27 protein-coding genes are annotated in these 25523 nt (G+C 60.9%); 13 read left to right on the top strand and 14 right to left on the bottom strand.

Annotated elements, in window-relative coordinates:
• Positions 1 to 4: 4 nt before the first annotated feature.
• From C9422_RS08575 to C9422_RS08555, 5 genes are all read right to left on the bottom strand, one after another.
• Positions 5 to 1114 (bottom strand): flagellar basal body P-ring protein FlgI, encoded by a 1110-nt coding sequence (locus C9422_RS08575; protein WP_095963833.1) that lies wholly within the window; start codon positions 1112 to 1114, stop codon positions 5 to 7.
• 18 nt (positions 1115 to 1132) lie between these two features.
• Positions 1133 to 1828, bottom strand: a complete 696-nt coding sequence (gene flgH, locus C9422_RS08570) for a flagellar basal body L-ring protein FlgH (protein WP_007975317.1) — start codon at positions 1826 to 1828, stop codon at positions 1133 to 1135.
• 52 nt (positions 1829 to 1880) lie between these two features.
• Positions 1881 to 2666, bottom strand: coding sequence for a flagellar basal-body rod protein FlgG (flgG, locus tag C9422_RS08565; protein ID WP_007975316.1), 786 nt, complete (start codon positions 2664 to 2666; stop codon positions 1881 to 1883).
• Positions 2667 to 2711: 45 nt separating this feature from the next.
• Complete coding sequence (locus C9422_RS08560; RefSeq protein ID WP_007975314.1) at positions 2712 to 3452, bottom strand: flagellar basal body rod protein FlgF; 741 nt, start codon at positions 3450 to 3452, stop codon at positions 2712 to 2714.
• Between the two features lie 263 nt (positions 3453 to 3715).
• Positions 3716 to 5278, bottom strand: coding sequence for a sigma-54-dependent transcriptional regulator (locus tag C9422_RS08555; protein ID WP_116580336.1), 1563 nt, complete (start codon positions 5276 to 5278; stop codon positions 3716 to 3718).
• Positions 5279 to 5688: 410 nt separating this feature from the next.
• Between C9422_RS08555 and phhA the strand changes: the two genes are divergently transcribed.
• The 6 genes from phhA to C9422_RS08530 all read left to right on the top strand — a co-directional run bounded on the left by phhA (position 5689) and on the right by C9422_RS08530 (position 10103).
• Positions 5689 to 6480 carry a phenylalanine 4-monooxygenase gene (gene phhA / locus C9422_RS08550; protein WP_007975312.1) on the top strand — a complete coding sequence of 264 codons (792 nt, stop codon included), beginning with the start codon at positions 5689 to 5691 and terminating at the stop codon, positions 6478 to 6480.
• Between the two features lie 106 nt (positions 6481 to 6586).
• Positions 6587 to 6943, top strand: a complete 357-nt coding sequence (locus C9422_RS08545; protein WP_007975310.1) for a 4a-hydroxytetrahydrobiopterin dehydratase — start codon at positions 6587 to 6589, stop codon at positions 6941 to 6943.
• Positions 6943 to 8136 (top strand): amino acid aminotransferase, encoded by a 1194-nt coding sequence (locus C9422_RS08540; protein WP_116580335.1) that lies wholly within the window; start codon positions 6943 to 6945, stop codon positions 8134 to 8136. The genes C9422_RS08545 and C9422_RS08540 overlap by 1 nt, the downstream gene beginning before the upstream one ends.
• Before the next feature lie 264 nt (positions 8137 to 8400).
• Positions 8401 to 8532, top strand: a complete 132-nt coding sequence (locus C9422_RS32495; RefSeq protein ID WP_007975308.1) for a hypothetical protein — start codon at positions 8401 to 8403, stop codon at positions 8530 to 8532.
• 74 nt (positions 8533 to 8606) lie between these two features.
• The gene (locus C9422_RS08535) at positions 8607 to 8804 is read left to right on the top strand and encodes a hypothetical protein (RefSeq protein ID WP_102699463.1); all 198 of its coding nucleotides are present in this window, start codon (positions 8607 to 8609) and stop codon (positions 8802 to 8804) included.
• A gap of 99 nt (positions 8805 to 8903) precedes the next feature.
• On the top strand, positions 8904 to 10103 hold the full coding sequence (locus C9422_RS08530) for an MFS transporter (protein ID WP_116580334.1): 1200 nt from the start codon (positions 8904 to 8906) through the stop codon (positions 10101 to 10103).
• Here the strand turns inward: C9422_RS08530 and arfB are convergent.
• The 7 genes from arfB to C9422_RS08495 all read right to left on the bottom strand — a co-directional run bounded on the left by arfB (position 10100) and on the right by C9422_RS08495 (position 17762).
• Positions 10100 to 10513 (bottom strand): alternative ribosome rescue aminoacyl-tRNA hydrolase ArfB, encoded by a 414-nt coding sequence (gene arfB, locus C9422_RS08525; protein WP_007984117.1) that lies wholly within the window; start codon positions 10511 to 10513, stop codon positions 10100 to 10102. The genes C9422_RS08530 and arfB overlap by 4 nt on opposite strands.
• A 215-nt stretch (positions 10514 to 10728) precedes the next feature.
• Positions 10729 to 12141 carry an amino acid permease gene (locus C9422_RS08520; protein ID WP_116580333.1) on the bottom strand — a complete coding sequence of 471 codons (1413 nt, stop codon included), beginning with the start codon at positions 12139 to 12141 and terminating at the stop codon, positions 10729 to 10731.
• A gap of 870 nt (positions 12142 to 13011) precedes the next feature.
• Complete coding sequence (gene rluB, locus C9422_RS08515) at positions 13012 to 14232, bottom strand: 23S rRNA pseudouridine(2605) synthase RluB (protein WP_116580332.1); 1221 nt, start codon at positions 14230 to 14232, stop codon at positions 13012 to 13014.
• A gap of 236 nt (positions 14233 to 14468) precedes the next feature.
• A complete protein-coding gene (scpB, locus tag C9422_RS08510) occupies positions 14469 to 15425 on the bottom strand; it encodes an SMC-Scp complex subunit ScpB (protein WP_116580331.1) in 957 nt (318 codons plus the stop codon).
• 11 nt (positions 15426 to 15436) lie between these two features.
• Positions 15437 to 16195 (bottom strand): ScpA family protein, encoded by a 759-nt coding sequence (locus C9422_RS08505; RefSeq protein ID WP_172435665.1) that lies wholly within the window; start codon positions 16193 to 16195, stop codon positions 15437 to 15439.
• 60 nt (positions 16196 to 16255) lie between these two features.
• Positions 16256 to 16885, bottom strand: coding sequence for an L-threonylcarbamoyladenylate synthase (locus tag C9422_RS08500; protein ID WP_033047950.1), 630 nt, complete (start codon positions 16883 to 16885; stop codon positions 16256 to 16258).
• A gap of 13 nt (positions 16886 to 16898) precedes the next feature.
• Positions 16899 to 17762: a PHP domain-containing protein gene (locus tag C9422_RS08495; RefSeq protein WP_116580330.1), complete on the bottom strand. Its 864-nt coding sequence runs from the start codon at positions 17760 to 17762 to the stop codon at positions 16899 to 16901.
• 87 nt (positions 17763 to 17849) lie between these two features.
• On the opposite strand from C9422_RS08495, the gene C9422_RS08490 reads away from it, so the two are divergent.
• From C9422_RS08490 to C9422_RS08465, 6 genes are all read left to right on the top strand, one after another.
• The gene (locus C9422_RS08490; protein WP_007975298.1) at positions 17850 to 18446 is read left to right on the top strand and encodes a septation protein A; all 597 of its coding nucleotides are present in this window, start codon (positions 17850 to 17852) and stop codon (positions 18444 to 18446) included.
• A gap of 1 nt (position 18447) precedes the next feature.
• Positions 18448 to 18747, top strand: a complete 300-nt coding sequence (locus C9422_RS08485; RefSeq protein WP_007975297.1) for a YciI family protein — start codon at positions 18448 to 18450, stop codon at positions 18745 to 18747.
• 111 nt (positions 18748 to 18858) lie between these two features.
• Positions 18859 to 19272: a translation initiation factor 2 gene (locus tag C9422_RS08480; RefSeq protein ID WP_116580329.1), complete on the top strand. Its 414-nt coding sequence runs from the start codon at positions 18859 to 18861 to the stop codon at positions 19270 to 19272.
• A 7-nt stretch (positions 19273 to 19279) separates the two neighbouring features.
• Positions 19280 to 19957, top strand: coding sequence for a response regulator transcription factor (locus C9422_RS08475; protein WP_007975295.1), 678 nt, complete (start codon positions 19280 to 19282; stop codon positions 19955 to 19957).
• 237 nt (positions 19958 to 20194) lie between these two features.
• Positions 20195 to 20644, top strand: a complete 450-nt coding sequence (locus C9422_RS08470) for a Spy/CpxP family protein refolding chaperone (protein ID WP_116580328.1) — start codon at positions 20195 to 20197, stop codon at positions 20642 to 20644.
• A gap of 187 nt (positions 20645 to 20831) precedes the next feature.
• Entirely contained in the window at positions 20832 to 22175 is a 1344-nt protein-coding gene (locus C9422_RS08465) for a HAMP domain-containing sensor histidine kinase (protein ID WP_116580327.1), read from the top strand.
• 79 nt (positions 22176 to 22254) lie between these two features.
• Here C9422_RS08465 and C9422_RS08460 read toward each other — a convergent pair whose 3' ends face one another.
• Entirely contained in the window at positions 22255 to 22821 is a 567-nt protein-coding gene (locus tag C9422_RS08460) for an NAD(P)H nitroreductase (protein WP_116580326.1), read from the bottom strand.
• Positions 22822 to 22942: 121 nt separating this feature from the next.
• On the opposite strand from C9422_RS08460, the gene C9422_RS08455 reads away from it, so the two are divergent.
• Complete coding sequence (locus C9422_RS08455; RefSeq protein WP_116580325.1) at positions 22943 to 24397, top strand: TrkH family potassium uptake protein; 1455 nt, start codon at positions 22943 to 22945, stop codon at positions 24395 to 24397.
• On the opposite strand, the gene C9422_RS08450 is transcribed toward C9422_RS08455, so the two are convergent.
• Positions 24354 to 25415: an AraC family transcriptional regulator gene (locus C9422_RS08450; RefSeq protein WP_116580324.1), complete on the bottom strand. Its 1062-nt coding sequence runs from the start codon at positions 25413 to 25415 to the stop codon at positions 24354 to 24356. The genes C9422_RS08455 and C9422_RS08450 overlap by 44 nt on opposite strands.
• Positions 25416 to 25523: the final 108 nt, after the last annotated feature.

The raw sequence follows: 25523 nt of genomic DNA, 5'->3' as shown, positions 1-25523 counted from the left end.
GTCCTCAGATCACGATCAGGTCGGCTTGCAGGGCGCCGGCCTGCTTCAGCGCTTCGAGGATGGCCATCAGGTCACCCGGTGCCGCGCCGACCTGGTTCACCGCCCGCACGATCTCGTCGAGGGTGGTGCCAGGGCCGAACTTGAACATCGGCTTGGCTTCCTGCTGGGCATTGACCTTCGAACGCGGTACCACCGCCGTCGTGCCATTGGACAGAGGGCCGGGCTGGCTGACGATCGGGTCTTCGGTGATGGTCACGGTCAGGCTGCCGTGGGTCACGGCGGCCGGAGAAACCTTGACGTTCTGGCCGATCACGATGGTGCCGGTACGGGAGTTGATGATGACTTTCGCCACCGCCTGGCCCGGATCGATCTCGAGGTTTTCCAGGATCGACAGGTAGTCGACCCGCTGGCTTGGATCGAGCGGCGCGGTGACGCGAATTGAACCGCCGTCGATGGCCTGGGCCACGCCAGGGCCGAGCATGTTGTTGATCTTGTCGACGATGCGCTTGGCCGTGGTGAAGTCGGAACGGTTGAGGTTCAGCGTCAGGCTGTTGCCCTGGTTGAAACCGCTCGGCACCGCGCGCTCCACCGATGCACCACCGGGGATGCGCCCGGCTGACGGAACGTTGACGGTGATCTTCGAGCCGTCGCGCCCTTCCGCATCGAAACCGCCAACCACCAGGTTGCCCTGGGCCACCGCATAGACGTTGCCGTCGATCCCCTTGAGCGGCGTCAGCAGCAAGGTACCGCCGCGCAAGCTCTTGGAGTTGCCGATGGAGGAAACAGTGATGTCGACCTGCTGACCCGGCTTGGCGAACGCCGGCAGATCGGCGCTGATCGACACGGCCGCCACGTTTTTCAACTGCACGTTGCCCGAACCCGGCGGCACCTTGATGCCGAACTGCGACAGCATGTTGTTGAAGGTCTGCAGGGTGAACGGGGTCTGCGTCGTCTGGTCGCCGGTGCCGTTAAGCCCGACCACCAGGCCGTAGCCGATCAACTGGTTGGAACGCACGCCGGAAATGCTGGCGATGTCCTTCAGGCGCTCGGCTTGAGCATTGAAGGCTGCCGACAGCATCAGGGCAGCCACCATAAGGTGTTTGAAGTTCAACATGCTCAACTGGAAAGCCACCTAGAAAGGGAACAGCGGGCTGAGGAAGAAACGGTCGAACCAGCCTGGCTGACTCGCATCGGCAAACGAGCCGGTGCCCGAATAGGTGATGCGCGCATCGGCGACACGGGTCGACGACACGGTGTTGTCGGTCGAGATGTCATCGGCGCGAACCAGGCCGGCGATCCGCACCAGCTCATCGCCGGTGTTGAGCGTCATCCATTTCTCGCCGCGCACTGCGATGATGCCGTTGGGCAACACATCGGCAACGGTCACGGTGATCGAACCGGTCAGGGTGTTGCCCTGCGCCGCCTTGCTGTCGCCCTTGGTCGCGCGGTCACCTTCGTAGCTGGCACTCAGGCTCAGGTCGCCATCGCCGAACGGGTTGTTGGTGGTGGCGCTGCTGCCGAACAGCGAACTCAGGCCGATGTTGGCTTTGCTGTTCTTGCCGATTTGCGAGTTGGCGTTTTTGCTGGCCTGGGTCCTTTCGTTCAGGGTGATGGTGATGATGTCACCGACCCGGAACGCCTTGCGGTCGCTGTAGAGGTTCTGTTCGAAACCGGCCTGATAGATCGAGCCGTTGTTCGCGGCCGCCGGCAACGGCGTGCGCGGCAACACCGGAGCGTAGTAAGGGTCATTGGGCTTGGGCGTCGAAGGCACGCAGCCTGCGAGCGCGGTGATCCCACTCAGTGCCAGAACAGATACATAGCGATTCATGACCCTACCTCACGGTGTTGCAGGCGGCCTCATGGCCGCCCCATAGACTTGATTACAGATTCTGCGTTACGAACGAGAGCATCTGGTCGGCGGTGGAGATCACCTTGGAGTTCATCTCGTAGGCGCGCTGGGTGGTGATCATGTTGACCATCTCCTCAACGGTGCTGACGTTGGACGTTTCCAGGGTGTTCTGCAGCGTGGTGCCAAAACCGTTCAGGCCCGGTGTGCCGACTTGCGGCGCGCCACTGGCGGCGGTTTCCAGGAACAGGTTGTTGCCCACTGCCTGCAGGCCGGCCGGGTTGATGAAGTCGGCGGTCTGCAGGTTGCCGATCACCTGGGCAGCCGGGTTGCCGGCAACAGTGATGGACACGGTGCCGTCGCGGCCGACGGTGAAGGTCTGCGCATCGTTCGGAATGACAATCGCCGGCTCCAGGGCAAAGCCGCTGGCGTTGACGATCTGGCCGTTGGAGTCCAGGTGGAAGGTACCGTCACGGGTGTAGGACGTGGTGCCGTCCGGTTGCAGGATCTGGAAGAAACCGCGACCGTCGATGGCCATGTCCAGTGGCTGCTCGGTGGTTTGCAGGCTGCCGGCGGTGAAGTTCTTCTGGGTGCCGACGATGCGCACACCGGTACCCAGTTGCAGACCCGACGGCAGTTCGCTGTCCTGGGTCGACTGGGCGCCAGGCTGACGCTTGATCTGGTAGAGCAGGTCCTGGAACTCGGCGCGGTCACGTTTGAAACCCGTGGTCGAGACGTTCGCCAGGTTGTTGGAAATGGTAGTCAGGTTGGTGTCCTGGGCGGACAGACCGGTTTTGGCAACCCATAGAGCCGGAAGCATTCGATTCTCCTCGTGCGCCTGTTTTACGGCGCGACGTTCTGGTAATTAGCTGATCTGCAAGACCCGAGCCATGGCCTGGTCATCGTCTTTGGCGGTGTTCATCATCTTGATGTGCAGCTCGAACTGCTTGGACAAGGCCAGTACCGAGGTCATCTCTTCCACGGCATTGACGTTGCTCGACTCGAGGAACCCGGACACCAGCTTGACGCCGGCATCGGCCTGCGCCGGCTGGCCGTCCTTGGTGTGGATCGAACCATCCAGGCCCTTGGTCATGTTCTTCAGGTCCGGGTTGACCAGCTTGATGCGGTCCACTTCAGCCATCACCCGAGGCCCCTCGCCCATTGCGCGGATGCTGATGGTGCCGTCCTCGCCGACTTCGATCTGCTGCTCCGGCGGCACGGCAATCGGCCCGCCATTGCCCATGACCGGCATGCCGTTGCCGGCACGCAGCACGCCCAGGGCGTCAACGTTCAGGCTGCCGGTGCGCACGTAGCTTTCACCGCCATCGGGATTCTGCACGGCAATCCAGCCGCCGCCTTGCACGGCAACGTCGAGGTCGCGGCCGGTTTCCACCAGTGAGCCCGGGGAGAAATCCGTGGCCGGGCGTTCGGACATGGCAAACGCACGCGCCGGAAAGCTGTCACCGAACACCGGCATCGAACGGGCCTGCTCCAGGTCTTTCTGGAAGCCGTTGGTGGAGATGTTCGCGAGGTTGTTGGCATGCGCCTTTTGCGCCAGTGCATTCTGGCTGGCGCCGGTCATTGCCACATAAAGGTACTTGTCCACACTCTTTCCTCTGCCTGCCGGACGTTTGCCGCCCACTGCTGTGTTGCTGAGCCATAAGCAATTTGCAGACCAACTTGTTTTTGGCGGCACGAGGCCCGGCAAACAAAGGACTTGAGGAGATCAGAGAGGATTCTTGAATTGTGTCAAAGACGAAAAACCGGCGGTGTCATGCCGCTTCGCGGCAATGGATCAAAAGATCGCAGCCTGCGGCAGCTCCTACATTGATCTCTGTAGGAGCTGCCGAAGGCTGCGATCTTTTGATCTCAAGTGCTGCTGTCCTTGCCCACCTCATAATCACGCAACTTGTTGGCAATGGTGGTATGCGAAACCCCCAACCGCTTGCCCAGTTGCCGACTGCTCGGATGCTCGGAATACAGCCGCTCCAGCACCGCTTTCTCGAAACGCCCGACAATCTCGTCCAGCCCACCCTCCAGCGAAAAGTCGCCAAGGGGCTGACGCACGCCATAATCCGGCAGACGAATATGCTCGGCCTTGACCATGCCGCCATCGCACAGGGAAACTGCCTGGAACAGCACGTTCTCCAGTTGCCGCACGTTGCCCGGCCAGTGGTAGTGGCTGAGCCGCTCCATGGCCGCCGGGGCGAGTTTGGGCAATGGGCAACCGATCTGCCGGCTGGCCTGATCAAGGAAGTGCTCCACCAGCGGCGTCAAGCCGTCGAGGCATTCGCGCAGTGGAGGGATGTGCAGCGACAACACATTCAAGCGGTGATAGAGGTCCTGGCGGAACTCGCCGCGCGCGCACAATTCGGACAGGTCGACCTGGGTCGCGCAGATCACTCGCACGTCGAGGTAGACCTCCTCGTCGCTGCCGACACGACGGAAGCAGCCGTCCTGCAAAAAGCGCAGCAATTTCACCTGCAAGCGCGGGCTCATTTCCCCGACGCCATCGAGAAACAGCGTACCGCCCGCCGTCAGTTCCAGCAGCCCGAGCTTGCCTTCGGCCCGCGCCCCTTCAAAGGCACCGGGGCCATAACCGAACAATTCCGTCTCGGCCATGGACTCCGGCAGCCCGGCACAATTGAGCGCCATCAACGGCGACTGCCCACGCGGACTGGCCAGGTGGCAGGCTCGTGCCAGTAACTCTTTGCCGGTGCCGGTTTCGCCTTCTATCAATAGCGGCGCATCCAGCGGTGCCATGCGCCGCGCTTCGCGCACCACCGCGGCCATCACTTTCGAGCTCTGGAAGATGCTGTCGAAGCCACGCAATTCCTGCTTGCGCACGTTGTAGATGCGCTCACCCACCCGGTCGGCGCGGTGCAACGTCAGCACAGCACCGGCCATGGCCTCGCTGTCGTCATGCTCCGACTGCAAGGGCGCGATGTCGGCCAGAAACACATCACCCTTGACCTTGACCCGCAGCCCGTTGATTCGCGACTTGTTGGCGCGCACCAGTTCCGGCAAATCGAAATCCTCGGCATAGCGCGACAGGGGAATACCCGGCACCTCGTCGACCCGCACCCCCAGCAACTGCGCTGCTGCCCGGTTGGCCGCGACGATGGAACCGCCCATGTCGATCGACAGCACCGGAAACTCCAGCGCACCGAGCAAGGCATTAAGCTCCATGTGCCGACGCTCGCTGGGCATCAGCCCTACACGCTTGACGCCGAAGACCCCGGCAATCGCTTCGAATTTCGGTCGCAAGGCCTGGAACTGAATGTTGATCAGGTTCGGGCAATGCAGGTAGATGGCGTTGCCATGCTCACCCCCCACTTCACCGCGGGCCACGTTGATCCCGTACTCCACCAGCAGGTTGAGAATGTCGCGCAGGATGCCGATGCGGTTCTGGCAGTGGACTTTGATACGCATGAAAAAGGCCTGAAATGCAATGCGGTGAATAAAGTTGGTATCAACGCAATCCCTGTGGGAGCGAGCTTGCTCGCGATAGCAGATTCACATTCAACATCTATGTTGGCTGGTCTACCGCTATCGCGAGCAAGCTCGCTCCCACAGAGGGTATTGCGGAGGGCGCTCGATCGCATTTTTCTTTCGAGGCGCCCAGATAGTCGTCAAGATTATGTGACAGCCAGCGCGCTTTTCAAACCTGCAAATCCCACAACCTGCGCGACAGCAGCCAATACGTAACGAAAACTTTACGATTCTTGAGGGTTTTTCCTGCTCGATGCGCCGATCACCTGCTGCAATGCCGCAATCCTTGGGGTATTTCTAGGTCCATAGCTGTACATAACAAGAACGAAATCCCCTAGCAGGAGAGCAGTATGAAGCAGACGCAATACGTGGCTCGCGAGCCCGATGCGCAAGGTTTTATCGACTACCCCGCCGAAGAACACGCGGTGTGGAACACGCTGATCACTCGCCAACTGAAAGTGATCGAAGGGCGTGCGTGCCAGGAGTACCTGGACGGTATCGAAAAACTCGGTCTGCCCCACGACCGCATTCCTCAACTCGGCGAAATCAACAAGGTCCTCGGTGAAACCACCGGCTGGCAGGTTGCCCGGGTTCCCGCACTGATTCCCTTCCAGACCTTTTTCGAATTGCTGGCCAGCAAACAGTTTCCGGTGGCGACCTTCATTCGTACCCGCGAAGAGCTTGATTACTTGCAGGAGCCGGACATTTTCCACGAGATCTTCGGTCACTGCCCGCTGCTGACGAACCCTTGGTTCGCCGAATTCACCCACACCTACGGCAAGCTCGGCCTCAAGGCGTCCAAGGAAGAACGCGTGTACCTGGCGCGCCTGTACTGGATGACCATCGAGTTCGGCCTGGTCGACACCCCGCAAGGCCAGCGCATCTACGGCGGCGGCATCCTGTCCTCACCGAAAGAGACCGTCTACTGCCTGTCGAACGAGCCTGAACACCAAGCCTTCGACCCGCTGGAATGCATGCGCACGCCGTACCGCATCGACATCCTGCAACCCCTGTATTTCGCTCTGCCGAACCTCAAGCGCCTGTTCGACCTGGCCCACGAAGACATCATGGGCATGGTCAAGCAAGCGATGCAGATGGGTCTGCACACTCCGAAATTTCCGCCAAAACCAAAAGCTGCGTGAACCGCGACTTTTGCTGACAAGTGAGTCTGTCAGTCACCGTCGCTTTGGTTTAGCGTGACGGCACTGTCGACCGATATAAAAAACACTCGATTACAGGAAACACACCATGTCCACTCTGAACCAAGCCCATTGCGAAGCCTGCCGCGCCGACGCCCCACAAGTCAGCGACGAAGAACTGCCGATCCTGATCAAGCAGATCCCGGACTGGAACATCGAAGTACGCGACAGCATCATGCAGCTGGAAAAGGTCTTCCTGTTCAAGAACTTCAAACATGCACTGGCCTTCACCAACGCCGTCGGCGAGATCTCCGAGGCTGAAGGCCATCACCCGGGCCTGCTGACCGAGTGGGGCAAAGTGACCGTGACCTGGTGGAGCCACTCGATCAAGGGCCTGCACCGCAACGACTTCATCATGGCTGCGCGCACCGACGAAGTAGCGAAGGACGCCGAGGGGCGCAAGTAATGCACTTCGACGCCATCGGCCGAGTGCCCGGCGACCCGATTCTGGGCTTGATGGAGGCCTACGCGCAGGACCCGAACCCGCGCAAGTTCGATCTGGGCGTGGGTGTCTACAAGGACGCCCAGGGCCTGACGCCGATTCTCGAGTCGGTGAAACTTGCCGAGCAGCGCCTGGTGGACGGCCAGTCCACCAAGACCTACATCGGTGGTCACGGCGAACCGGCGTTCGGCAAGGCGATCAATGAGCTGGTGCTGGGCGCCGACTCGAAGCTGATCAGCGCACAACGCGCCGGCGCCACCCAGACTCCGGGCGGCACCGGGGCCTTGCGCCTGAGCGCGGACTTCATCGCCCAGTGCCTGCCGGGGCGCGGCGTCTGGTTGAGCAATCCGACCTGGCCGATCCACGAAAGCATTTTCGCGGCCGCCAAGGTCAAGGTCAGCCATTACCCCTACGTCGGCAGCGACAACCGTCTGGATGTCGACGGCATGCTGGCAGTGCTCAACGAAGCGCCCAAGGGTGACGTAGTGTTGCTGCACGCCTGCTGTCACAACCCGACCGGTTTCGATCTGTCCCACGACGACTGGCAGAGGGTGCTGGAGGTAGTACGCAAGCGCGAATTGCTGCCACTGATCGACTTTGCGTATCAAGGATTCGGCGATGGGCTGGAGCAGGATGCCTGGTCGACCCGGCTATTTGCCGCCGAGTTGCCGGAACTGCTGATCACCAGCTCTTGCTCGAAGAATTTCGGCCTGTACCGCGACCGTACCGGCGCGCTGATTGTCTGCGCGAAAAGCGCCGACAAGCTCACCGATATCCGCAGCCAACTGGCCAACATTGCCCGCAACCTGTGGTCGACGCCGCCGGATCATGGTGCGGCGGTGGTCGCGACCATCCTCGGCGACCCGGAGTTGAAAAACCTCTGGGCTGACGAAGTGGAAGGCATGCGCCTGCGTATCGCCCAACTGCGCAGCGGTCTGGTGGAAGCACTGGAGCCTCACGGTTTGCGCGAGCGCTTTGCGCACATTGGCGTGCAACGCGGGATGTTTTCCTACACAGGCCTGTCACCAGAGCAAGTGAAGAACCTGCGGGATCATCACAGCGTGTACATGGTCAACTCCGGCCGGGCCAACGTCGCAGGCATCGATGCCACACGTCTGGACCTGCTGGCCGAAGCAATCGCCAAAGTCTGCAAATAACACCACCAAACCCTGTGGGAGCGAGCTTGCTCGCGATGAGGCCATAACATTCAACATCTCTGTTGACTGCCAGGCCGCTATCGCGAGCAAGCTCGCTCCCACATTTGCTCTGCGTCGCTGCTACCGACCTGTATAGACAATCCCATCCGTCGAAACAAATGGATATAAAAGTCTGTTTGTCATTTTCAGTGCTGTATCCTGCCCAGGCTTTTTAAAAGCGCGGATCTACCAGATCTATCAACAGACTTAGCGAGGAGCGCGACTATGCACGAGATTCCTAATCTCCCCTTCCCAAGCCTGCACGAACCTGAGCAGACGACCACGCAACAAGCCGGTGCCCAACAGCCCGAGCCGAAAGAAGCCACTGACCGCCGCCAGGCTGACAGCGAAGACTGAAACACCCGCCGTACAGACCGTGTGGAAAGCGCTAACATGCGCTTTCCACACTGCCTGAAACGCGAGCCCGCACCATGACCGATGAACTCAGCGAAACCTTTGATGAAAAGCAGGCCAGCGTCCTGATTGGCACCGCCGAGAAAATGATCGAGATCTGGAATCGCCTCTCCCCCGAGAAACAAGCCGCCTTGCTCGCCCGCTTCGGCACCCAGGAAAATGCGCTGGCCGCCCTGGTCACTACGCAACTGGTTGCACCCGTCAAAGCTGAATGACACCGCCCGGCAAATAGTTTTACTTTTTCACAAACAACGACCGTCCACACCGCTATCATAAGCAGCCTATCTATCCTGCTTTACCGTGGACCTTTACCCATGCCTGAAAACCAGCGCCCCCTGGCGGTCACGCTGCAAGTCGTTTCCATCGTCCTTTTCACCTTCATCGGCTACCTGAACATCGGCATCCCCCTGGCCGTATTGCCCGGTTACGTCCACAGCGACCTGGGCTTCGGCGCGGTGATCGCCGGCCTGGTGATCAGCGTGCAATACCTGGCCACCCTGCTCAGCCGCCCCTATGCCGGGAAGATCATCGACAACAAGGGCAGCAAATTGGCGGTGATGTATGGCCTGGCCGGATGCGGCCTGAGCGGCGTATTCATGTTGATCTCGGCCTGGACCCAGAGCCTGCCGACCTTGAGCCTGATCAGCCTGTTGATCGGCCGCCTGGTTCTCGGCAGCGCGGAAAGCCTGGTGGGTTCGGGTTCGATTGGCTGGGGCATCGGCCGGGTCGGTGCGGCGAACACAGCCAAGGTCATCTCCTGGAACGGGATCGCCAGCTACGGCGCACTGGCCGTCGGCGCGCCTCTGGGTGTGTTGATCGTCCATCAACTGGGTTTGTGGAGCATGGGCGTGAGCATTGTGCTGCTGGCCGTGCTCGGCCTGCTGCTGGCCTGGCCGAAAACCGCCGCGCCGATCGTTGCCGGCGAGCGCCTGCCGTTCATGCATGTGCTCGGGCGTGTCTTTCCCCACGGCTGCGGCCTGGCCCTGGGTTCCATCGGCTTTGGCACCATCGCCACCTTCATTACCCTGTATTACGCCACGCAACACTGGGACAACGCAGTGCTGTGCCTGAGCCTGTTCGGCGCCAGCTTCATCGGCGCGCGCCTGCTGTTCGGCAACCTGATCAACCGTCTCGGCGGCTTTCGCGTCGCCATTGCCTGCCTGTCGGTGGAAACCCTGGGCCTGTTGCTGCTGTGGCTGGCACCGGATGCGCATTGGGCGCTGGCAGGCGCGGCGCTGAGCGGCTTCGGCTTTTCGCTGGTGTTTCCGGCGCTTGGCGTGGAAGCGGTCAACCTGGTGCCCGCCTCCAGCCGTGGCGCAGCCGTCGGCGCCTATTCGCTGTTCATCGATTTGTCGCTGGGGATCACCGGGCCGCTGGCCGGGGCCATTGCGGCGGGCTTTGGTTTTGCTTCGATCTTCCTGTTCGCCGCCCTCGCCGCGTTGAGCGGATTGATACTCAGCCTTTATTTGTACCGGCAGGCACCGAAGCAACGCGAGGCGCGGGACGCCCGCTAGAAGTCGACCTTGCCGCGCCCGGCCTTGATGTTGCCACGCTTGCTCTTGGATTCGAGGCGACGGGTTTTCGAGCCGAGGGTCGGCTTGGTCGGACGGCGCTTTTTCTCGACCTTGGTGGCACTCTGGATCAACTCGGTCAGGCGCAACAGCGCATCGGCGCGGTTCTGCTCCTGCGTCCGATATTGCTGGGCCTTGATGATCAACACACCGTCGCTGGTGATGCGGCTGTCGCGCAGTGCCAGCAGGCGCTCCTTGTAGAACTCGGGCAAGGACGACGCCGGAATGTCGAAGCGCAGGTGCACCGCGCTCGACACCTTGTTGACGTTCTGCCCGCCCGCGCCTTGGGCGCGAATGGCCGTCAACTCGATCTCGGCATCCGGCAGATGCACATTGTTGGAAATCACCAGCATGGAAAAGCGTCCGTATTCAGAACGTGCAGGATACCGCGAATGACGGACTGACTGCCGGTCCAACCCTGTAGGAGCTGCCGAAGGCTGCGATTTTTTGATCCTGATCTTTAAAAGGCAAGATCAAAAGATCGCAGCCTTCGGCAGCTCCTACACAGGGCGGATGCGTAAAAACAACAAACCCGGCACATGGCCGGGTTTGTTGTTTTCGCGCGGAGTTACTTCACTGCCGCCTGCAACGCATGTTGTGCACTGCGCTTGTTCTTGATGCCGTAGCAGACCCACATGAACACGAGCCATACCGGAATCGCGTACACCGATGTCTGGATCCCCGGAATCAACAGCATCACACCGAGAATGAACAGCACGAACGCCAGGCAGATGTAGTTGCCGTACGGATACCACAGGGCCTTGAACAGCGGCGTCTGTTTGGTTTTGTTCATGTGCTGGCGGAACTTGAAGTGCGAGTAGCTGATCATCGCCCAGTTGATCACCAGGGTGGCAACGACCAGCGACATCAGCAGTTCCAGCGCGTTTTGCGGGATCAGGTAGTTCAGCAGCACCGCGATCAGGGTCACGGCGGCCGAGGCCAGGATCGAACGCACCGGCACGCCGCGCTTGTCGATTTTCGCCAGGCCTTTCGGCGCATCACCCTGTTCGGCCATGCCCAGCAGCATGCGGCTGTTGCAGTAGGTGCCGCTGTTGTACACCGACAACGCCGCAGTCAGGACCACGAAGTTGAGGATGTGTGCCGCGGTGTTGCTGCCCAGCATCGAGAACACCTGCACGAACGGGCTGCCGCTGTAGGAATCACCGGAGGCGTTCAGGGTGGTCAGCAAGCTGTCCCACGGGGTCAACGACAGCAGGATCACCAGGGCACCGATGTAGAAAATCAGGATCCGGTAGATCACCTGGTTGATCGCTTTCGGGATCACGGTTTTCGGCTTGTCGGCTTCGGCGGCGGTGAAACCGAGCATTTCCAGGCCACCGAAGGAAAACATGATGAAAGCCATGGCCATCACCAGACCGCTGATGCCGTTCGGGAAGAAGCCACCGTGGGACCACAGGTTGCTCACCGCCGCTTGCGGGCCGCCATTGCCGCTGACCAGCAGGTAGCTGCCCAGGGCAATCATGCCGACGATCGCCACGACCTTGATGATCGCGAACCAGAACTCGGCCTCGCCAAACACTTTGACGTTGGCCAGGTTGATGGCGTTGATCAGCACGAAGAAGCCCGCTGCGGAGACCCAGGTCGGGATGTCCGGGGCCCAGTAGTGGATGTACTTGCCGACCGCGGTCAGCTCCGACATGCCCACCAGGATGTACAGAATCCAGCAGTTCCAGCCCGACAGGAAACCGGCAAAGCCGCCCCAGTACTTGTGGGCGAAGTGACTGAAGGAGCCGGCCACCGGATCTTCGACGATCATTTCGCCCAGTTGGCGCATGATCATGAAAGCAATGAAGCCGCAGATGGCGTAGCCGAGGATCATCGACGGGCCGGCGGACTTGAGTACCCCGGCCGAGCCGAGGAACAGACCGGTACCGATCGCGCCACCTAAGGCAATCAATTGAATGTGGCGATTTTTCAGGCCGCGTTTCAGCTCGCCTGATTGCGGGTTTTGTCCACTCATGAAAAGGGTCTCACGCAAGGTTTGATGATGTTCAGTAGACGTTGCTGCTCAAGAAAGGCGTTAAGCGGCACCGATCAAACCCCAGCGCAGGCACCAGGAGTTCAGCGTATTTACAACGGTCATGCGTCACCTGTTTGTTTTTATCTGTGACGAAATCGAACCCGACACGCTCGTGACGCGACGGAGTGAACAAGGCGGATAGCCTTGAGGTTTGCGCAGATGCGCAGGAGGTCACAGGTAAAACGCGGCGCATTGTACACCTGTAACCCCCTGCTGCCAGACCCGCTGGACAAGCGTGTCTATGGCCGGGATTGCCTGTGTCCGCCCCGGGAGGCCCGGGCGGCTGCAAAAAATGGGTCAGATCCTTGCGGATCATCGATGGGAAGGGCAGGAAAACCGCCCCTCGCAGAGAGATGGAGATGGAATACGGCGTTCATTGCGCCTCCTTTTTGTTATGCACCTGCACGACAGGCATGGCGCGCATGACACCCTGCATGGAGCGGTGAAACAAGCAGGCTAGAGCGCGGGGAGAAGGCCACAAGGCAATAGCGCGTAAGTATTTTCTTACGACATTCGAGAAATGGCGATTTCACGGGGTTAATCCGTGTATTTCGTCAGCATTTCTTTACAGCGCGTAAACCCGGGTTTCCATATTGGAGTGCTCAGTGCGGCGACTGACGCCATCGCGAGCAAGCTCGCTCCCACAGGGAAATGAGTTTGCTCGGAGAATCGCGATCAAAATGTGGGAGCGAGCTTGCTCGCGATGGCGTACTCAAAAACGATACGGACATGAATCCAGACGAAAAAAAACGCCAACCCGAAGGTTGGCGTTTTTAACTTGTCGCTTACAGCTTGAAGCTTACCGCTGCCTCACTCCGGCTTACGACGACCAAAGCCCGGACGCTGGCCGGAACCGGCCGGTGCGCCACGGCGCTTGCCTGATGGCGTGTCACCGTCGACCAGCTTGATCCCCGGACGCTTCGGCGCTGGCTTGGCCGGGCGCTTGGTGTCGGCCGGGCGATCGGCTACCGGCGTACCACGACCTTCGCCACGCTCGGTACGGCCATTGGCCGGACGTGGCGTGCGTGGACCGCGCTCGCTGCGCTCGCCGTCCTGGCGCGCAACAGGCTTGCGACCTGGACGCTCGCCTTCGATCTGCGGCTCGCGGCTGGCACGTGGCGCGGCGGGGGCGGCAGTGGCTGGACGCAGGGTACGCACACGCTCAGTCTTGGCCATCGGACGCGACGACTTGCGCTGCATACGGTCAAGCTTGTCTTTGCTCTTGGCGTTCATCTGCGGCATCGCGACCGGCGTCAGGCCGACCTCGGCACTCAGAATGTCGACTTCGTACTGGCTCATTTCGCGCCAGCGGCCCATCGGCAGGTCGGAGTTGAGGAACACCGGACCGAAACGCACGCGCTTCAAACGGCTGACCACCAGGCCCTGGGATTCCCACAGGCGACGAACTTCGCGGTTACGACCTTCCATCACCACGCAGTGGTACCAGTGGTTGAAACCTTCACCGCCTGGCGCCTGCTTGATATCGGTGAACTTGGCCGGGCCATCTTCAAGGACAACGCCAGCCTTCAGACGCTCGATCATCTCGTCATCGACTTCGCCACGCACACGCACCGCGTATTCACGGTCCATTTCGTAGGAAGGGTGCATCAGGCGGTTGGCCAGCTCACCGTCGGTGGTGAACATCAGCAGACCGGTGGTGTTGATGTCCAGGCGACCGATGTTGATCCAGCGACCTTCTTTCGGACGCGGCATCTTGTCGAACACGGTCGGACGGCCTTCCGGATCGACACGGGTGCAGATTTCGCCGTCGGGTTTGTTGTACATGATCACGCGGCGCACCGATTCGGCGGCCTCTTCACGCTTGATCACCTTGCCATCGATGGTGATGGCGTCGTGCATGTCGACGCGCTGGCCAAGGGTAGCGTCTTTGCCGTTGACCTTGATGCGGCCGTGGCTGATCCAGGCTTCCACGTCACGGCGCGAGCCGACGCCGATACGGGCGAGGACTTTCTGCAGTTTTTCGCCTGCTGGGCCGATTGGCTGGTCGTCTTGCTGGTCTTTGATACTCATCTGGGCACCTCCCGGTGTGGTCTGAAATCTGGGTACTTTGGCGAAGGGATCGCCGAAGGGTCGCGAATCATACGCGCATGCGGACGATTGCGCATCACAGACTAGCTGATCAAGGCAAGGTTATGGGTTTTTGCGCCGAACGGTGACGTGGCGAAGGTCAAGATCAAAAGATCGCAGCCTGCGGCAGCTCCTACAGGGGAATCGCATACATCTGTAGGCTGCGATCTATTGACGCTTCAATCCTCGGATTCGCGGCGTTCGGCTTCGATGGCTTCAGCCAGGGCGAGGGCTTCAGCCTCTTCCTCGGACAACTCCGGTTCGGGTTTCGGTGGTTCGAGGGCGGCAACAGCGGCCAGGAGTTTTTCCCGGGCTTCGGCCACGCCGAGGATGTCGTCTTCCAGCTCCGGCTCCATTTCCGGCTCAGGCTCAGGCTCAGGCTCAATGTCGGGCTGTTCCGAATCAAACTCAGTCACCGCACCATCACGCAGCAGATCATCGAAGTCGGTCTTGATCCCCTCCTCCATGCTGTCCAGCTCCAGCAACAGCGTGTGGAAACTGGTTTCTTCCTTCGGTTCTTCCGGTTCCGCGCTGGCGTCGGCCAGCTCCTGCAACCCGGCGGGTACGGGGGCGTCGTCGAAATCGAGCACCGGGTCCGGTTCAAGCTCGCGCAGTTCCGCCAGCGGTGGCAAGTCGTCGAGGTTTTTCAGGTTGAAGTGATCGAGAAACGCCTTGGTGGTGGCGAACATCGCCGGTTTGCCGGGTACGTCGCGGTAGCCGACGATGCGGATCCACTCACGCTCCATCAAGGTCTTGACGATGTTGCTGTTGACCGCCACCCCCCGCACGTCTTCGATTTCGCCACGGGTGATCGGCTGGCGGTAGGCGATCAGAGCCATGGTTTCGAGCATGGCGCGGGAGTAACGCTGCGGGCGCTCCTCCCACAGACGCCCGACCCACGGCGCAAATTTCTCGCGAATTTGCAGGCGATACCCCGAGGCCACCTCCTTGAGTTCAAAAGCGCGGCCATCGCAAGACTTGGCGAGAATCGTCAGGGCCTTCTTGAAGACCGGTGGCTCCGGGCGCTCGCCCTCCTCGAAAAGCTCGAACAGGCTTTCCAGGGATTGCGGCTTTCCCGAGGCCAACAGAAAGGCTTCAAGCAAGGGTGCCAGGTCACGGGGTTCAGTCAGGTTCATGTTTCGACTCGTTATTCGGCTCGGGCTCGCACGTGGATCGCGGCAAATGGCTCATTCTGCACCAGCTCGACCAGGGATTCCTTGACCAGTTCAAGGATCGCCATAAAGGTCACCACCACGCCAAGGCGCCCTTCTTCAGCGGTGAACAGCTCGACAAACGGCACGAAACCGCCGCCCTTGAGCCGCTCCAGCACATCGCTCATGCGCTCGCGGGTAGACAGCGCCTCGCGGCTGACCTGATGGCTTTCGAACATGTCGCCACGGCGCAAAACCTCGGCCATGGACAACAGCAACTCGGACAGGCGCACGTCCGGCAACAACTTGCGTGCCCGGGCTTCCGGGGCGTCGAGTTTGGGCACCACCACATCACGACCGACGCGGCTCAGGCCATCGATGCCTTCGGCGGCGGCCTTGAAACGCTCGTACTCCTGCAAGCGGCGGATCAGTTCGGCGCGCGGGTCATCCTCTTCGTCTTCGATGGTTTCGGCCCGCGGCAGCAGCATCCGCGACTTGATCTCGGCCAGCATCGCGGCCATCACCAGATACTCGGCGGCCAGCTCCAGGCGCACCGACTGCATCAACTCGACGTAGCCCATGTACTGGCGGGTGATTTCCGCCACCGGGATGTCGAGGATGTTGATGTTCTGTTTGCGGATCAGGTACAGCAGCAGGTCGAGGGGGCCTTCGAAAGCTTCGAGGAAGACCTCGAGTGCATCCGGCGGGATGTACAGGTCCAGCGGCATTTCCATGACCGCCTGGCCATAGACCATGGCGAAGGGCAGTTCCTGCTGGGCTCCGGCCTGACTGTCGACGGGTTCTACTGCGGACATCTAGGCCTCGACCATGAACGGCGCAGGGTCGCCGCAACCGACGCGGATGACTTCCGGTTCGCCGTCGGCGAGGTTGATCACGGTGGACGCCTTGATCCCGCCAAAGCCGCCATCGATGATCAGGTCGACCTGGTGCTCGAGCAACTGGCGCATTTCATGGGGGTCATACATCGGGTCGGTTTCACCGGGCATGATCAGACTCACGCTCATCAACGGCTCGCCGAGCTGCTCCAGCAATGCCAGGGCAATCGGATGGCTGGGCACCCGCAGGCCAATGGTGCGTTTTTTCGGATGCAGCAACAGTCGCGGCACTTCGCGGGTGGCGTTGAGAATGAAGGTGTACGGGCCCGGCAAGTGGGCCTTGAGCAGGCGGAAAGTGCCGGTGTCGATCTTGGCGAACAGGCCCAGTTGCGACAGATCACAGCAAATCAGCGCGAAGTTGTGCTTCTCATCCAGCCCGCGCAAACGTCGCACGCGTTCCACAGCCACCTTGTCGCCGATCTGGCAACCAATGGCGTAGGAAGAGTCTGTAGGATAAATCACCACCCCGCCCTTGCGGATGATCTCGACTGCCTGTTTGATCAGGCGCGCTTGCGGGTTTTCCGGATGAATCTGGAAAAATTGACTCACATTCTCTACCTGTTCAGACGGCGGCAATAACTGGGTCATGTTTGAATCGACACCATAGCGGTGGCAGATCCTCCGGGAGTGGCCGGTATTCACCGATCTCCGACCAGCCTCCGGGGCCATGAAAATCACTGCCGGCGCTGACCAGCAGACCGAACTCGCGGGCCAGAATGGCCAGGCTGCCCACTTGTTCGGCAGGCTGGTAACCATTGACCACTTCGATGGCGTGGCCCCCTGCTTGAATATAGTCGGCAATCAGGCGACGTCGCTTGCTTCGAGTGAATTCGTAGTGCCAGGGGTGTGCCAGGCTGACCCAGGCCTTGGCCGCGCGCAGGGTTTCGACGGTTTCTTCCAGGGTCGGCCAGTGTTGCTTGACGTCGCCCAGCTTGCCGGCCCCCAGCCATTTGCGGAACGCCTCGGCGCGATCCTTGACGAAACCTTCTTGCACCATCCAGTCGGCGAAATGCGGGCGGGCCGGCGCGTTGCCGCTGTCGCCCAGCGCCTGCTGGATCTCCCGGGCGCCATCCAGCGCCCCCGGCATTCCTTTGAGCGCCAGTTTGCGGCTGATTTCCTCGGAGCGTAGCCAGCGGCCATCATGCAATCTGGCGATGGCCTCGACCAACGGCGCGGCGTTCACGTCAAAACCGTAGCCCAGCACATGAATGGTCGCGCCGCCCCAGGTGCATGACAATTCGACGCCGTTGACCAGTTGCATCCCCAGCGCGGTAGCCGCGTCCCGTGCCTCGTCGAGGCCCTCAAGGGTGTCGTGATCGGTCAAGGCCAGGACTCGCACGCCTTTCTCGAACGCCCGCGCCACCAGAACCGCAGGCGCCAGGGCGCCATCGGAGGCCGTGCTATGGCAGTGCAAATCAACATTCACAGGGCTTTGTAACCTCAAATCAGCTGGCGCTATCGCGCGCCCGTATGTTTGTTATTATGCCGCCACATCCTGCTTCTGGCTGCCACTGTGAAACAATTCATCGATTTCATCCCGCTCCTGCTGTTTTTCATCGTCTTCAAAATCGATCCACGGGTCGTCGACATCGCCGGCCATGAGGTCACCGTAGGCGGTATCTACAGCGCCACCGCGATGCTGATCGTCAGTTCCCTGGTGGTCTACGGCACGCTGTTCATCAAGCAGCGCAAGCTGGAGAAGAGCCAGTGGCTGACCCTGATCGCTTGCCTGGTCTTCGGCAGCCTGACCCTGGCCTTTCACAGCGAGACGTTCCTCAAGTGGAAAGCCCCGGTGGTCAACTGGCTGTTCGCCCTGGCGTTCATCGGCAGCCACTTCGTCGGTGACAGTCTGCTGATCAAACGCATCATGGGCCACGCGCTGACCCTGCCGGAGCCGGTCTGGACGCGCCTGAACATCGCCTGGATCGCCTTCTTCCTGTTTTGCGGTGCCGCCAACCTGTTTGTCGCGTTCACCTTCCAGAGCTACTGGGTCGACTTCAAGGTCTTCGGCAGCCTGGGCATGACTTTGCTGTTCCTGGTCGGCCAGGGCATTTACCTGTCCCGCCATCTGCACGATGCCGACACCACTACGCCAAAAACCGAGGACTGACATGCTTTACGCAATCATTGCCACAGACGTCGCCAACTCCCTGGAAGCCCGCCTGGCCGCACGGCCTGCGCACCTCGAGCGCCTGCAAGTGCTCAAGGGCGAAGGTCGCATCGTATTGGCCGGCCCACACCCGGCCGTCGACAGCAATGATCCGGGCGCGGCGGGTTTCACCGGCAGCCTGATCGTCGCCGAATTCGATTCCCTGGGCGCCGCCCAGGCCTGGGCCGACGCCGATCCGTACATCGCCGCAGGCGTCTACGCCAACGTTCTGGTCAAGCCGTTCAAGCAAGTCCTGCCGTAACAAATCCCCCACGCGATGAACCTTGTCGGTTCATCGCGTTCTCAATCGCTCATTATTCCTGTTTATCGGCCGACAACTTGCCCAATACTCGTATTGGAATCAGGAGTCGCGATGCGCAAGGGTCCGTTGTGTCTGATGTTGGTCACGTTGTCGATCGTGGCGCCCGCCCACGGTGAAGAATACGCCGAGGGTGGAAACTCGACGCCCCTTTCCTTGAGCGCCGGCAGCCAGATCACCGAGCTGCAGCAACGCTTGAAAGAAAGCGAACGGCAACGGGAAGAACTGAACAAACAATTGCAAACTGTCGATGGCGAACGCGAAAGCCCGCTGCTGGCCCGGTTACGCCAGGAGAATCAGCGCTTGAAGCTGCAACTCAAGGAAGCCCAGGCCAGCAGTCCGCTGCCGCGTCTGCTGACCGACCAGCAACAATGGTTTGTCGTTGGCGCCGGGGTAGCGCTATTGGCGCTGCTCTGCGGTATCTTCGCGAGTGGAGCAAGTCGAAAACGTCGACAATGGCTAAATTGAGTGAGTCATGAGCGAGCTGTTACTGATTGATGATGACCAGGAGCTGTGTGAGCTCCTGAGCAGTTGGCTGAGCCAGGAAGGGTTTCAGGTACGAGCCTGTCACGACGGCCAGAGCGCTCGCCGTGCGCTGGCCGAAACCGCGCCGGCGGCCGTGGTACTGGATGTGATGTTGCCCGATGGCAGCGGCCTGGAGCTGCTCAAGCAGTTGCGCAGCGATCACCCGGATTTGCCGGTGCTGATGCTCTCGGCCCGGGGCGAGCCCCTGGACCGTATCCTCGGCCTGGAACTGGGCGCCGACGATTACCTGGCCAAACCCTGCGATCCACGGGAACTGACCGCCCGCCTGCGCGCCGTCCTGCGCCGCAGCCACCCGGCTGCGGTGTCCAGCCAGCTGGAACTGGGCGACCTGTGTTTCAGCCCGGTGCGCGGCGTGGTCAGCATCGACGAGCAGGAGTTCACCCTCACCGTTTCCGAAAGCCGCCTGCTGGAAGCCCTGCTCAAGCAGCCCGGCGAACCCCTGGACAAACAGGAACTGGCGCAGATTGCCCTCGGCCGCAAGCTGACCCTGTACGACCGCAGCCTGGACATGCACGTCAGCAACCTGCGCAAGAAGATCGGCCCACACCCCGATGGCCGTCCGCGCATCGTGGCCCTGCGCAGCCGCGGCTACTATTACAGCCTCTGACCCCTGACGACACGCGATCCATGTAGGAGCTGCCGCAGGCTGCGATCTTTTGATCTTGCTTTTTGATCAAAATCAAAAGATCGCAGCCTGCGGCAGCTCCTACAGGTCGGGAGTTTTGTCAGGTCGACGGGAAACCGTCTTTACCCAAGCTTTACCCTCCGCTGACCGCCGCTGACCTTGATCTGCGTAATCTGCACTCATCCGGAACGTACCGGGAACGAGACAAGGAGATTCACCATGCGCAAGACTCTTATCGCTCTGATGTTCGCTGCTGCCCTGCCGACCGTTGCCATGGCCATGCCTGAAGGCACCGGCCCCATGGATGGGCCGATGGACGGTTCGCGCCACGGCGGTCAGATGCACGGCATGCACGGCAAAGGCCCGTACAGTCAACTCGACCTGAGCCGCGAACAGCGCGAGCAGATCCGCAAGATCATGGGCGAGCAGATGCACGAGCGTAAGCAACTGGTCGATAAGTACCTGGAGAAACTCTCGCCAGCCGACCAGAAAGCCATGAAAGATGAAATGACTGCCAAGCACCAGAAAGCCGAAGCCGATGTGCGTGCGGTGCTGAAACCGGATCAACAGAAGAAATTCGACGAGATCCAGAAAAAACAGGCTGAACGTCGCGCCGAGTGGGCCGAATTCAAAGCCTGGAAAGCGCAACAACCGCAAAAAGCGCAATAATGCGTTAACCCCGGACCCGACGGCTCATCACCGTTGGGTCTGATGCTTTTGATCTACTGTAGGAGCGAGCTTGCTCGCGATGGACGTCAACGATAACGCGCGGCATCAGGCAGCCCGTGTTGTCTATGCGTTTTTCGCGAGCAAGCTCGCTCCTACATGGGATTCTGTGTTTGTTCGAGGACTTTCCGTGCGTTCATTGTTCTGGCGTATCCTGGCCAGCTTCTGGCTGGCCATCGCTCTGGTTGCAGGGCTTTCCATCCTGCTCGGGCACATGCTCAACCAGGACGCCTGGATTCTCAGCCGCCACCCCGGCCTCAACACGCTGGCCGAACAGTGGACGCAGACTTACGAAAGTCAGGGTGAAGACGCCGCCCAGGACATTCTCCAGCAACGCAAACGCCAGTATCACATCGACGTTCAGGTGCTTAACGAAAGCGGCGATCCAGTGGTGCGCGGCACCTTCCCCAGACGTGCGGCGGCCTTTGAGGCGCGCCAGAACAATGATGACCGACGCTTGCCATGGCGGCGTCTGACCGATGAATTCACCAGCGAAAAAACCGGTGACACCTTCCTGTTCATCTACCGCATTCCCCACCCGGAACTGGACGCCTGGCACCGCGAGAGCCTGCTCTGGCCGCTCAGTGCCCTGGGAATCGCCCTGGTGGTGCTGACCCTGTTCAGCCTGCTGGTGACCTTTTCCATCACTCGCCCGCTCAGCCGTCTGCGCGGAGCGGTGCATGACCTTGGACAAACCACGTATCAACAGAACAGCCTGGTCAAGCTGGCCAACCGTCGCGATGAGTTTGGCGTCCTGGCCAATGACTTCAACCGCATGGGTGCGCGCCTGCAGAGTCTGATTGGCAGCCAGCGGCAACTGCTGCGCGATGTCTCCCACGAACTGCGCTCGCCCCTGGCCCGTCTGCGTATCGCGTTGGCGCTCGCCGAACGGGCCGGCCCACAGGAACGGGAACAGCTATGGCCGCGCCTGACCCGCGAGTGCGACCGACTGGAAGCGCTGATCAGCGAAATCCTGGTGCTGGCGCGGGTCGACTCCGATAACGCCAGTGCCGAAGAGGTGGATCTGAATGCCTTGCTCAACACCTTGCAGAAGGATGCTCAACTCGCTTCACCCGAGCAGCTGGTACACCTCGAGGCCGAGTCGCAACTGAATCTGAAGGGCTGGCCGACCATGATCGAACGGGCCGTCGACAACTTGCTGCGCAACGCCCAGCGTTTCAATCCGGTGGGTGGCCTGCCGATCGAAATGCAGGCGCTGCGCCAGGGCGAGCGGATCGTCGTGACCGTGCGCGATCATGGACCGGGGGTCAGTGCCGAATACTTGAACCAGCTCGGTGAGCCGTTCTATCGAGCACCGGGGCAGACAGCGGCCGGACACGGCCTGGGCCTGGCCATCGCCCGGCGAGCGGCGGAGCGCCATGGCGGCAGCCTGGTGCTGGCCAATCATCCTGAAGGCGGGTTCATGGCCAGCCTGGAATTGCCGTTGGTGCCGGGGGCTGTCGCACAACCGTAAAAGATCGCAGCCTTCGGCAGCTCCTACAGAGGCACAGATAACCCTATAGGAGCTGCCGCAGGCTGCGATCTTTTGATCTTCAAGCCTTCCCGGACCAGGCGCTGACAAACTCGGCCAGGTCGACCTTCTCGGCCACCCGCGGTTCTTTCTGCGGCGTGCCCAGGTACAGGAAAGCAATCACCTCTTCCCCCTCCGCCAGGCCCAACCCCTTGGCCACATGCGGCGAGTACGCCAGGTCACCGGTACGCCATACCGCGCCAATGCCCTGCGCATAGGCCGCCAGCAAGATCCCGTGGGCCGCACAGCCCGCCGCCAGCAACTGCTCGGACTTCGGATACTTGACGTGATCCTGCAACCGCGCAATCACCACCACCACCAACGGCGCCCGCAGCGGATTGTTACGCGCCTTGTCGATGGCCGCTTCGCTGACTTCGCTGTCCTGCAATTTCGCCGCTTCGACCAGCAGCTCACCCATTTGCTCGCGTGCCGCGCCTTCCACCGTCAGGAAGCGCCAAGGTTGCAAGTGACCGTGATCCGGGGCGCGCATGGCGGCACCGAACAGCACCTCGCGCTGCTCGGCAGTGGGTGCAGGGTCAATCAGTCGCGGAACGGAAACACGGTTGAGCAAAGCGTCGAGAGCCTGCATCGGCCACCTCCTGAAAAATTTGTGCGGCTATTCTAGCTGTAACTGCCGCAGCAGTGCCGGTTTACATGCCCTGCCTCACGGGTAGAATGGCGCCCTTTCCTCTATCAGCCGAGCGGACCTCATGGCGTTGCCGACCTTACGGATCATTGGTTTCATCATCGGCATCTTCCTGATCACGCTGGCGATCTCCATGGTCATACCGATGGCCACGCTGGTCATTTTCGACCGCACCAGCGATCTGCCGTCGTTCCTCTGGGCCAGCATGATCACCTTTGTCGCCGGGTTGGCGCTGGTGATTCCCGGGCGCCCCGAACACATTCACCTGCGCCCCCGGGACATGTACCTGCTGACCGTCAGCAGTTGGCTGGTGGTGTGCATCTTCGCCGCGCTGCCGTTCCTGCTGACCCAAAACATCAGCTACACCGACTCGTTCTTCGAAAGCATGTCCGGGATCACCGCCACTGGCGCAACCGTACTCAGCGGCCTGGACACCATGTCCCCCGGCATCCTGATGTGGCGCTCGTTGCTGCACTGGCTCGGCGGCATCGGCTTCATCGGCATGGCGGTGGCGATCCTGCCGCTGCTGCGCATCGGCGGCATGCGGCTGTTCCAGACCGAATCGTCGGACCGCTCGGAAAAAGTCATGCCCCGCTCGCACATGGTGGCGCGCCTGATCGTGGCGACCTACGTCGGCATTACCATTGTCGGCAGCCTCGCGTTCTGGTGGGCCGGGATGAGCCTGTTCGACGCGATCAACCACGCGATGTCGGCGATTTCCACTGGCGGCTTCTCGACCTCCGACCAGTCTTTGGCCAAGTGGCCGGAGCCTGCGGTGCACTGGGTCGCGATCGTCATCATGATTCTCGGGGCCCTGCCGTTTACCCTGTATGTCGCCACGTTGCGGGGCAACCGTCGGGCGCTGATCAAGGATGAACAGGTTCAAGGCCTGCTCGGCATGCTGCTGGTGACCTGGCTGGTGCTGGGCACCTGGTATTGGTGGACGACCCAGCTGCATTGGCTGGAGGCGTTGCGGCATGTGGCGCTGAACGTGACGTCGGTGGTGACCACCACCGGTTTCGCGCTGGGGGACTACAGCCTCTGGGGCAATTTCTCGCTGATGCTGTTCTTCTACCTGGGATTTGTCGGCGGTTGTTCCGGCTCGACCGCCGGCGGTATCAAGATTTTCCGCTTCCAGGTGGCCTATATCCTGCTCAAGGCCAACCTTAACCAGCTGATTCATCCGCGCGCGGTGATCAAGCAGAAGTACAACGGTCACCGCCTCGACGAAGAAATCGTGCGTTCGATCCTGACCTTTTCGTTCTTTTTTGCGATCACCATCTGCGTGATTGCGCTGCTGCTGTCGCTGCTCGGCGTGGACTGGATGACCGCCCTCACCGGCGCGGCCAGTACCGTGTCCGGTGTCGGCCCGGGACTCGGCGAGACCATCGGCCCGGCCGGTAACTTCGCGACCCTGCCCGATGCCGCCAAGTGGATTCTGTCGTTCGGCATGCTGCTCGGCCGACTGGAGATCATCACTGTGTTTGTGCTGTGTATTCCGGCATTTTGGCGTCATTGACCGCTTCAGGTGCCTGCATCAGCCGCATCCGGTATTCGCCGGGTGTGGCATCGAACCAACGGCGGAAAGCGCGGAAGAAGTTGCTCGGATCGGCGAATCCCAGCAAGTAAGCGATTTCCAGCAAGGTCATGTTCGGTTGCGCCAGATACTGCTCGGCCAGTTCGCGCCGGGTATCGTCCAGCAGAGCTTGAAAACTCGTGCCCTCTTCCTGCAAACGCCGTTGCAAGGTGCGCTGGGAAAGATGCAGCGTCTGCGCCACGGTATCGCGCTTGGGCTCGCCCTGGGGCAACAGGCGGCACAACACCTGCCGCGCCTTGTGCGTCACGCGGCTTTCGGAAAAGCGCGCCAGGTACTCGCCGGCAAAGCGGTCATGCAGCAACGCCATGGCTTCGTTGGCCGTCGGCAAGGGCGCTTCCATGTCCGAACGCTCGAAAATCAGCGCATCGTAAGGCGCGTTGAACACCAGCGGTGCATGGAAAGCCTGTTTATAGGGTTCCGGATTGGCCGGTTCGGCACCTTGCAGCAACACTTTGCGTGGTTGCAACGTACGCCCGGTCAACCAGCTGCACAACGCCAGGGCGCAGGCCAGTGAAGCTTCGGCGCTCTGCCGGGTCGGCGGCAGGTGGTCGCCATGTACCGTCAGAATCAGCGCGTAGCCTTCGTCCAGCAGCTTGAAACTCAGGTCGGCGCTTTCGGCGATGATCCGCTGATAGCGCACCAGTCGCTGAAAACCTTCGGCCAGTGTCTGGCTGGACATCAAGGCATAACCGGTCACATGGAACTGCGCCGGTCGCACCACCTTGCCCATGTTCAGGCCGATGGCCGGGTTGCCGGACAGTTCGACCGCGCGTTGCCACAGCCGTGTCATGGAATCTTGCGGGAAGCGTGCATCCGGATCATCCAGTGCCGCGTAGTCGAGCCCCAGCTGCTTGAACAGAACCCGGCAATCCAGGCCGTCCATCTCCAGCGCTTTGACAATCCCCATCGCCCAGCTTGCAGAAGTCGTTCGTTCGCTCATGGCGTTTTCTTACATGGTGAGCCGCATGCGACGGCTATTGACCGAAGGATACTAAAGTGGCGCCTATTGTCACTGGCTGATGCCATTGATCACTCTAGACTCAAATAA

The organism is Pseudomonas sp. B1(2018) (assembly GCF_003097365.1).
Taxonomy (GTDB): domain Bacteria; phylum Pseudomonadota; class Gammaproteobacteria; order Pseudomonadales; family Pseudomonadaceae; genus Aquipseudomonas; species Aquipseudomonas laurylsulfatiphila.
The sequence above is the reverse complement of the archived record's forward strand: the minus strand, read 5'-3'. Positions and strand labels throughout refer to the sequence as shown.

Coding starts and splice junctions, on each gene's coding strand:
- C9422_RS08540 (WP_116580335.1), top strand. CDS start 6,943: ATGCACTTCGACGCCATCGGCCGAGTGCCCGGCGACCCGATTCTGGGC.
- C9422_RS08530 (WP_116580334.1), top strand. CDS start 8,904: ATGCCTGAAAACCAGCGCCCCCTGGCGGTCACGCTGCAAGTCGTTTCC.
- C9422_RS08505 (WP_172435665.1), bottom strand. CDS start 16,195: ATGGTCTATGGCCAGGCGGTCATGGAAATGCCGCTGGACCTGTACATC.
- flgH (WP_007975317.1), bottom strand. CDS start 1,828: ATGAATCGCTATGTATCTGTTCTGGCACTGAGTGGGATCACCGCGCTC.
- C9422_RS08475 (WP_007975295.1), top strand. CDS start 19,280: ATGAGCGAGCTGTTACTGATTGATGATGACCAGGAGCTGTGTGAGCTC.
- C9422_RS08520 (WP_116580333.1), bottom strand. CDS start 12,141: ATGAGTGGACAAAACCCGCAATCAGGCGAGCTGAAACGCGGCCTGAAA.
- C9422_RS08545 (WP_007975310.1), top strand. CDS start 6,587: ATGTCCACTCTGAACCAAGCCCATTGCGAAGCCTGCCGCGCCGACGCC.
- C9422_RS08555 (WP_116580336.1), bottom strand. CDS start 5,278: ATGCGTATCAAAGTCCACTGCCAGAACCGCATCGGCATCCTGCGCGAC.
- C9422_RS08575 (WP_095963833.1), bottom strand. CDS start 1,114: ATGTTGAACTTCAAACACCTTATGGTGGCTGCCCTGATGCTGTCGGCA.
- C9422_RS08455 (WP_116580325.1), top strand. CDS start 22,943: ATGGCGTTGCCGACCTTACGGATCATTGGTTTCATCATCGGCATCTTC.
- C9422_RS08480 (WP_116580329.1), top strand. CDS start 18,859: ATGCGCAAGGGTCCGTTGTGTCTGATGTTGGTCACGTTGTCGATCGTG.
- phhA (WP_007975312.1), top strand. CDS start 5,689: ATGAAGCAGACGCAATACGTGGCTCGCGAGCCCGATGCGCAAGGTTTT.
- rluB (WP_116580332.1), bottom strand. CDS start 14,232: ATGAGTATCAAAGACCAGCAAGACGACCAGCCAATCGGCCCAGCAGGC.
- C9422_RS08450 (WP_116580324.1), bottom strand. CDS start 25,415: ATGAGCGAACGAACGACTTCTGCAAGCTGGGCGATGGGGATTGTCAAA.
- C9422_RS08460 (WP_116580326.1), bottom strand. CDS start 22,821: ATGCAGGCTCTCGACGCTTTGCTCAACCGTGTTTCCGTTCCGCGACTG.
- C9422_RS08470 (WP_116580328.1), top strand. CDS start 20,195: ATGCGCAAGACTCTTATCGCTCTGATGTTCGCTGCTGCCCTGCCGACC.
- flgG (WP_007975316.1), bottom strand. CDS start 2,666: ATGCTTCCGGCTCTATGGGTTGCCAAAACCGGTCTGTCCGCCCAGGAC.
- C9422_RS32495 (WP_007975308.1), top strand. CDS start 8,401: ATGCACGAGATTCCTAATCTCCCCTTCCCAAGCCTGCACGAACCTGAG.
- arfB (WP_007984117.1), bottom strand. CDS start 10,513: ATGCTGGTGATTTCCAACAATGTGCATCTGCCGGATGCCGAGATCGAG.
- C9422_RS08535 (WP_102699463.1), top strand. CDS start 8,607: ATGACCGATGAACTCAGCGAAACCTTTGATGAAAAGCAGGCCAGCGTC.
- scpB (WP_116580331.1), bottom strand. CDS start 15,425: ATGAACCTGACTGAACCCCGTGACCTGGCACCCTTGCTTGAAGCCTTT.
- C9422_RS08485 (WP_007975297.1), top strand. CDS start 18,448: ATGCTTTACGCAATCATTGCCACAGACGTCGCCAACTCCCTGGAAGCC.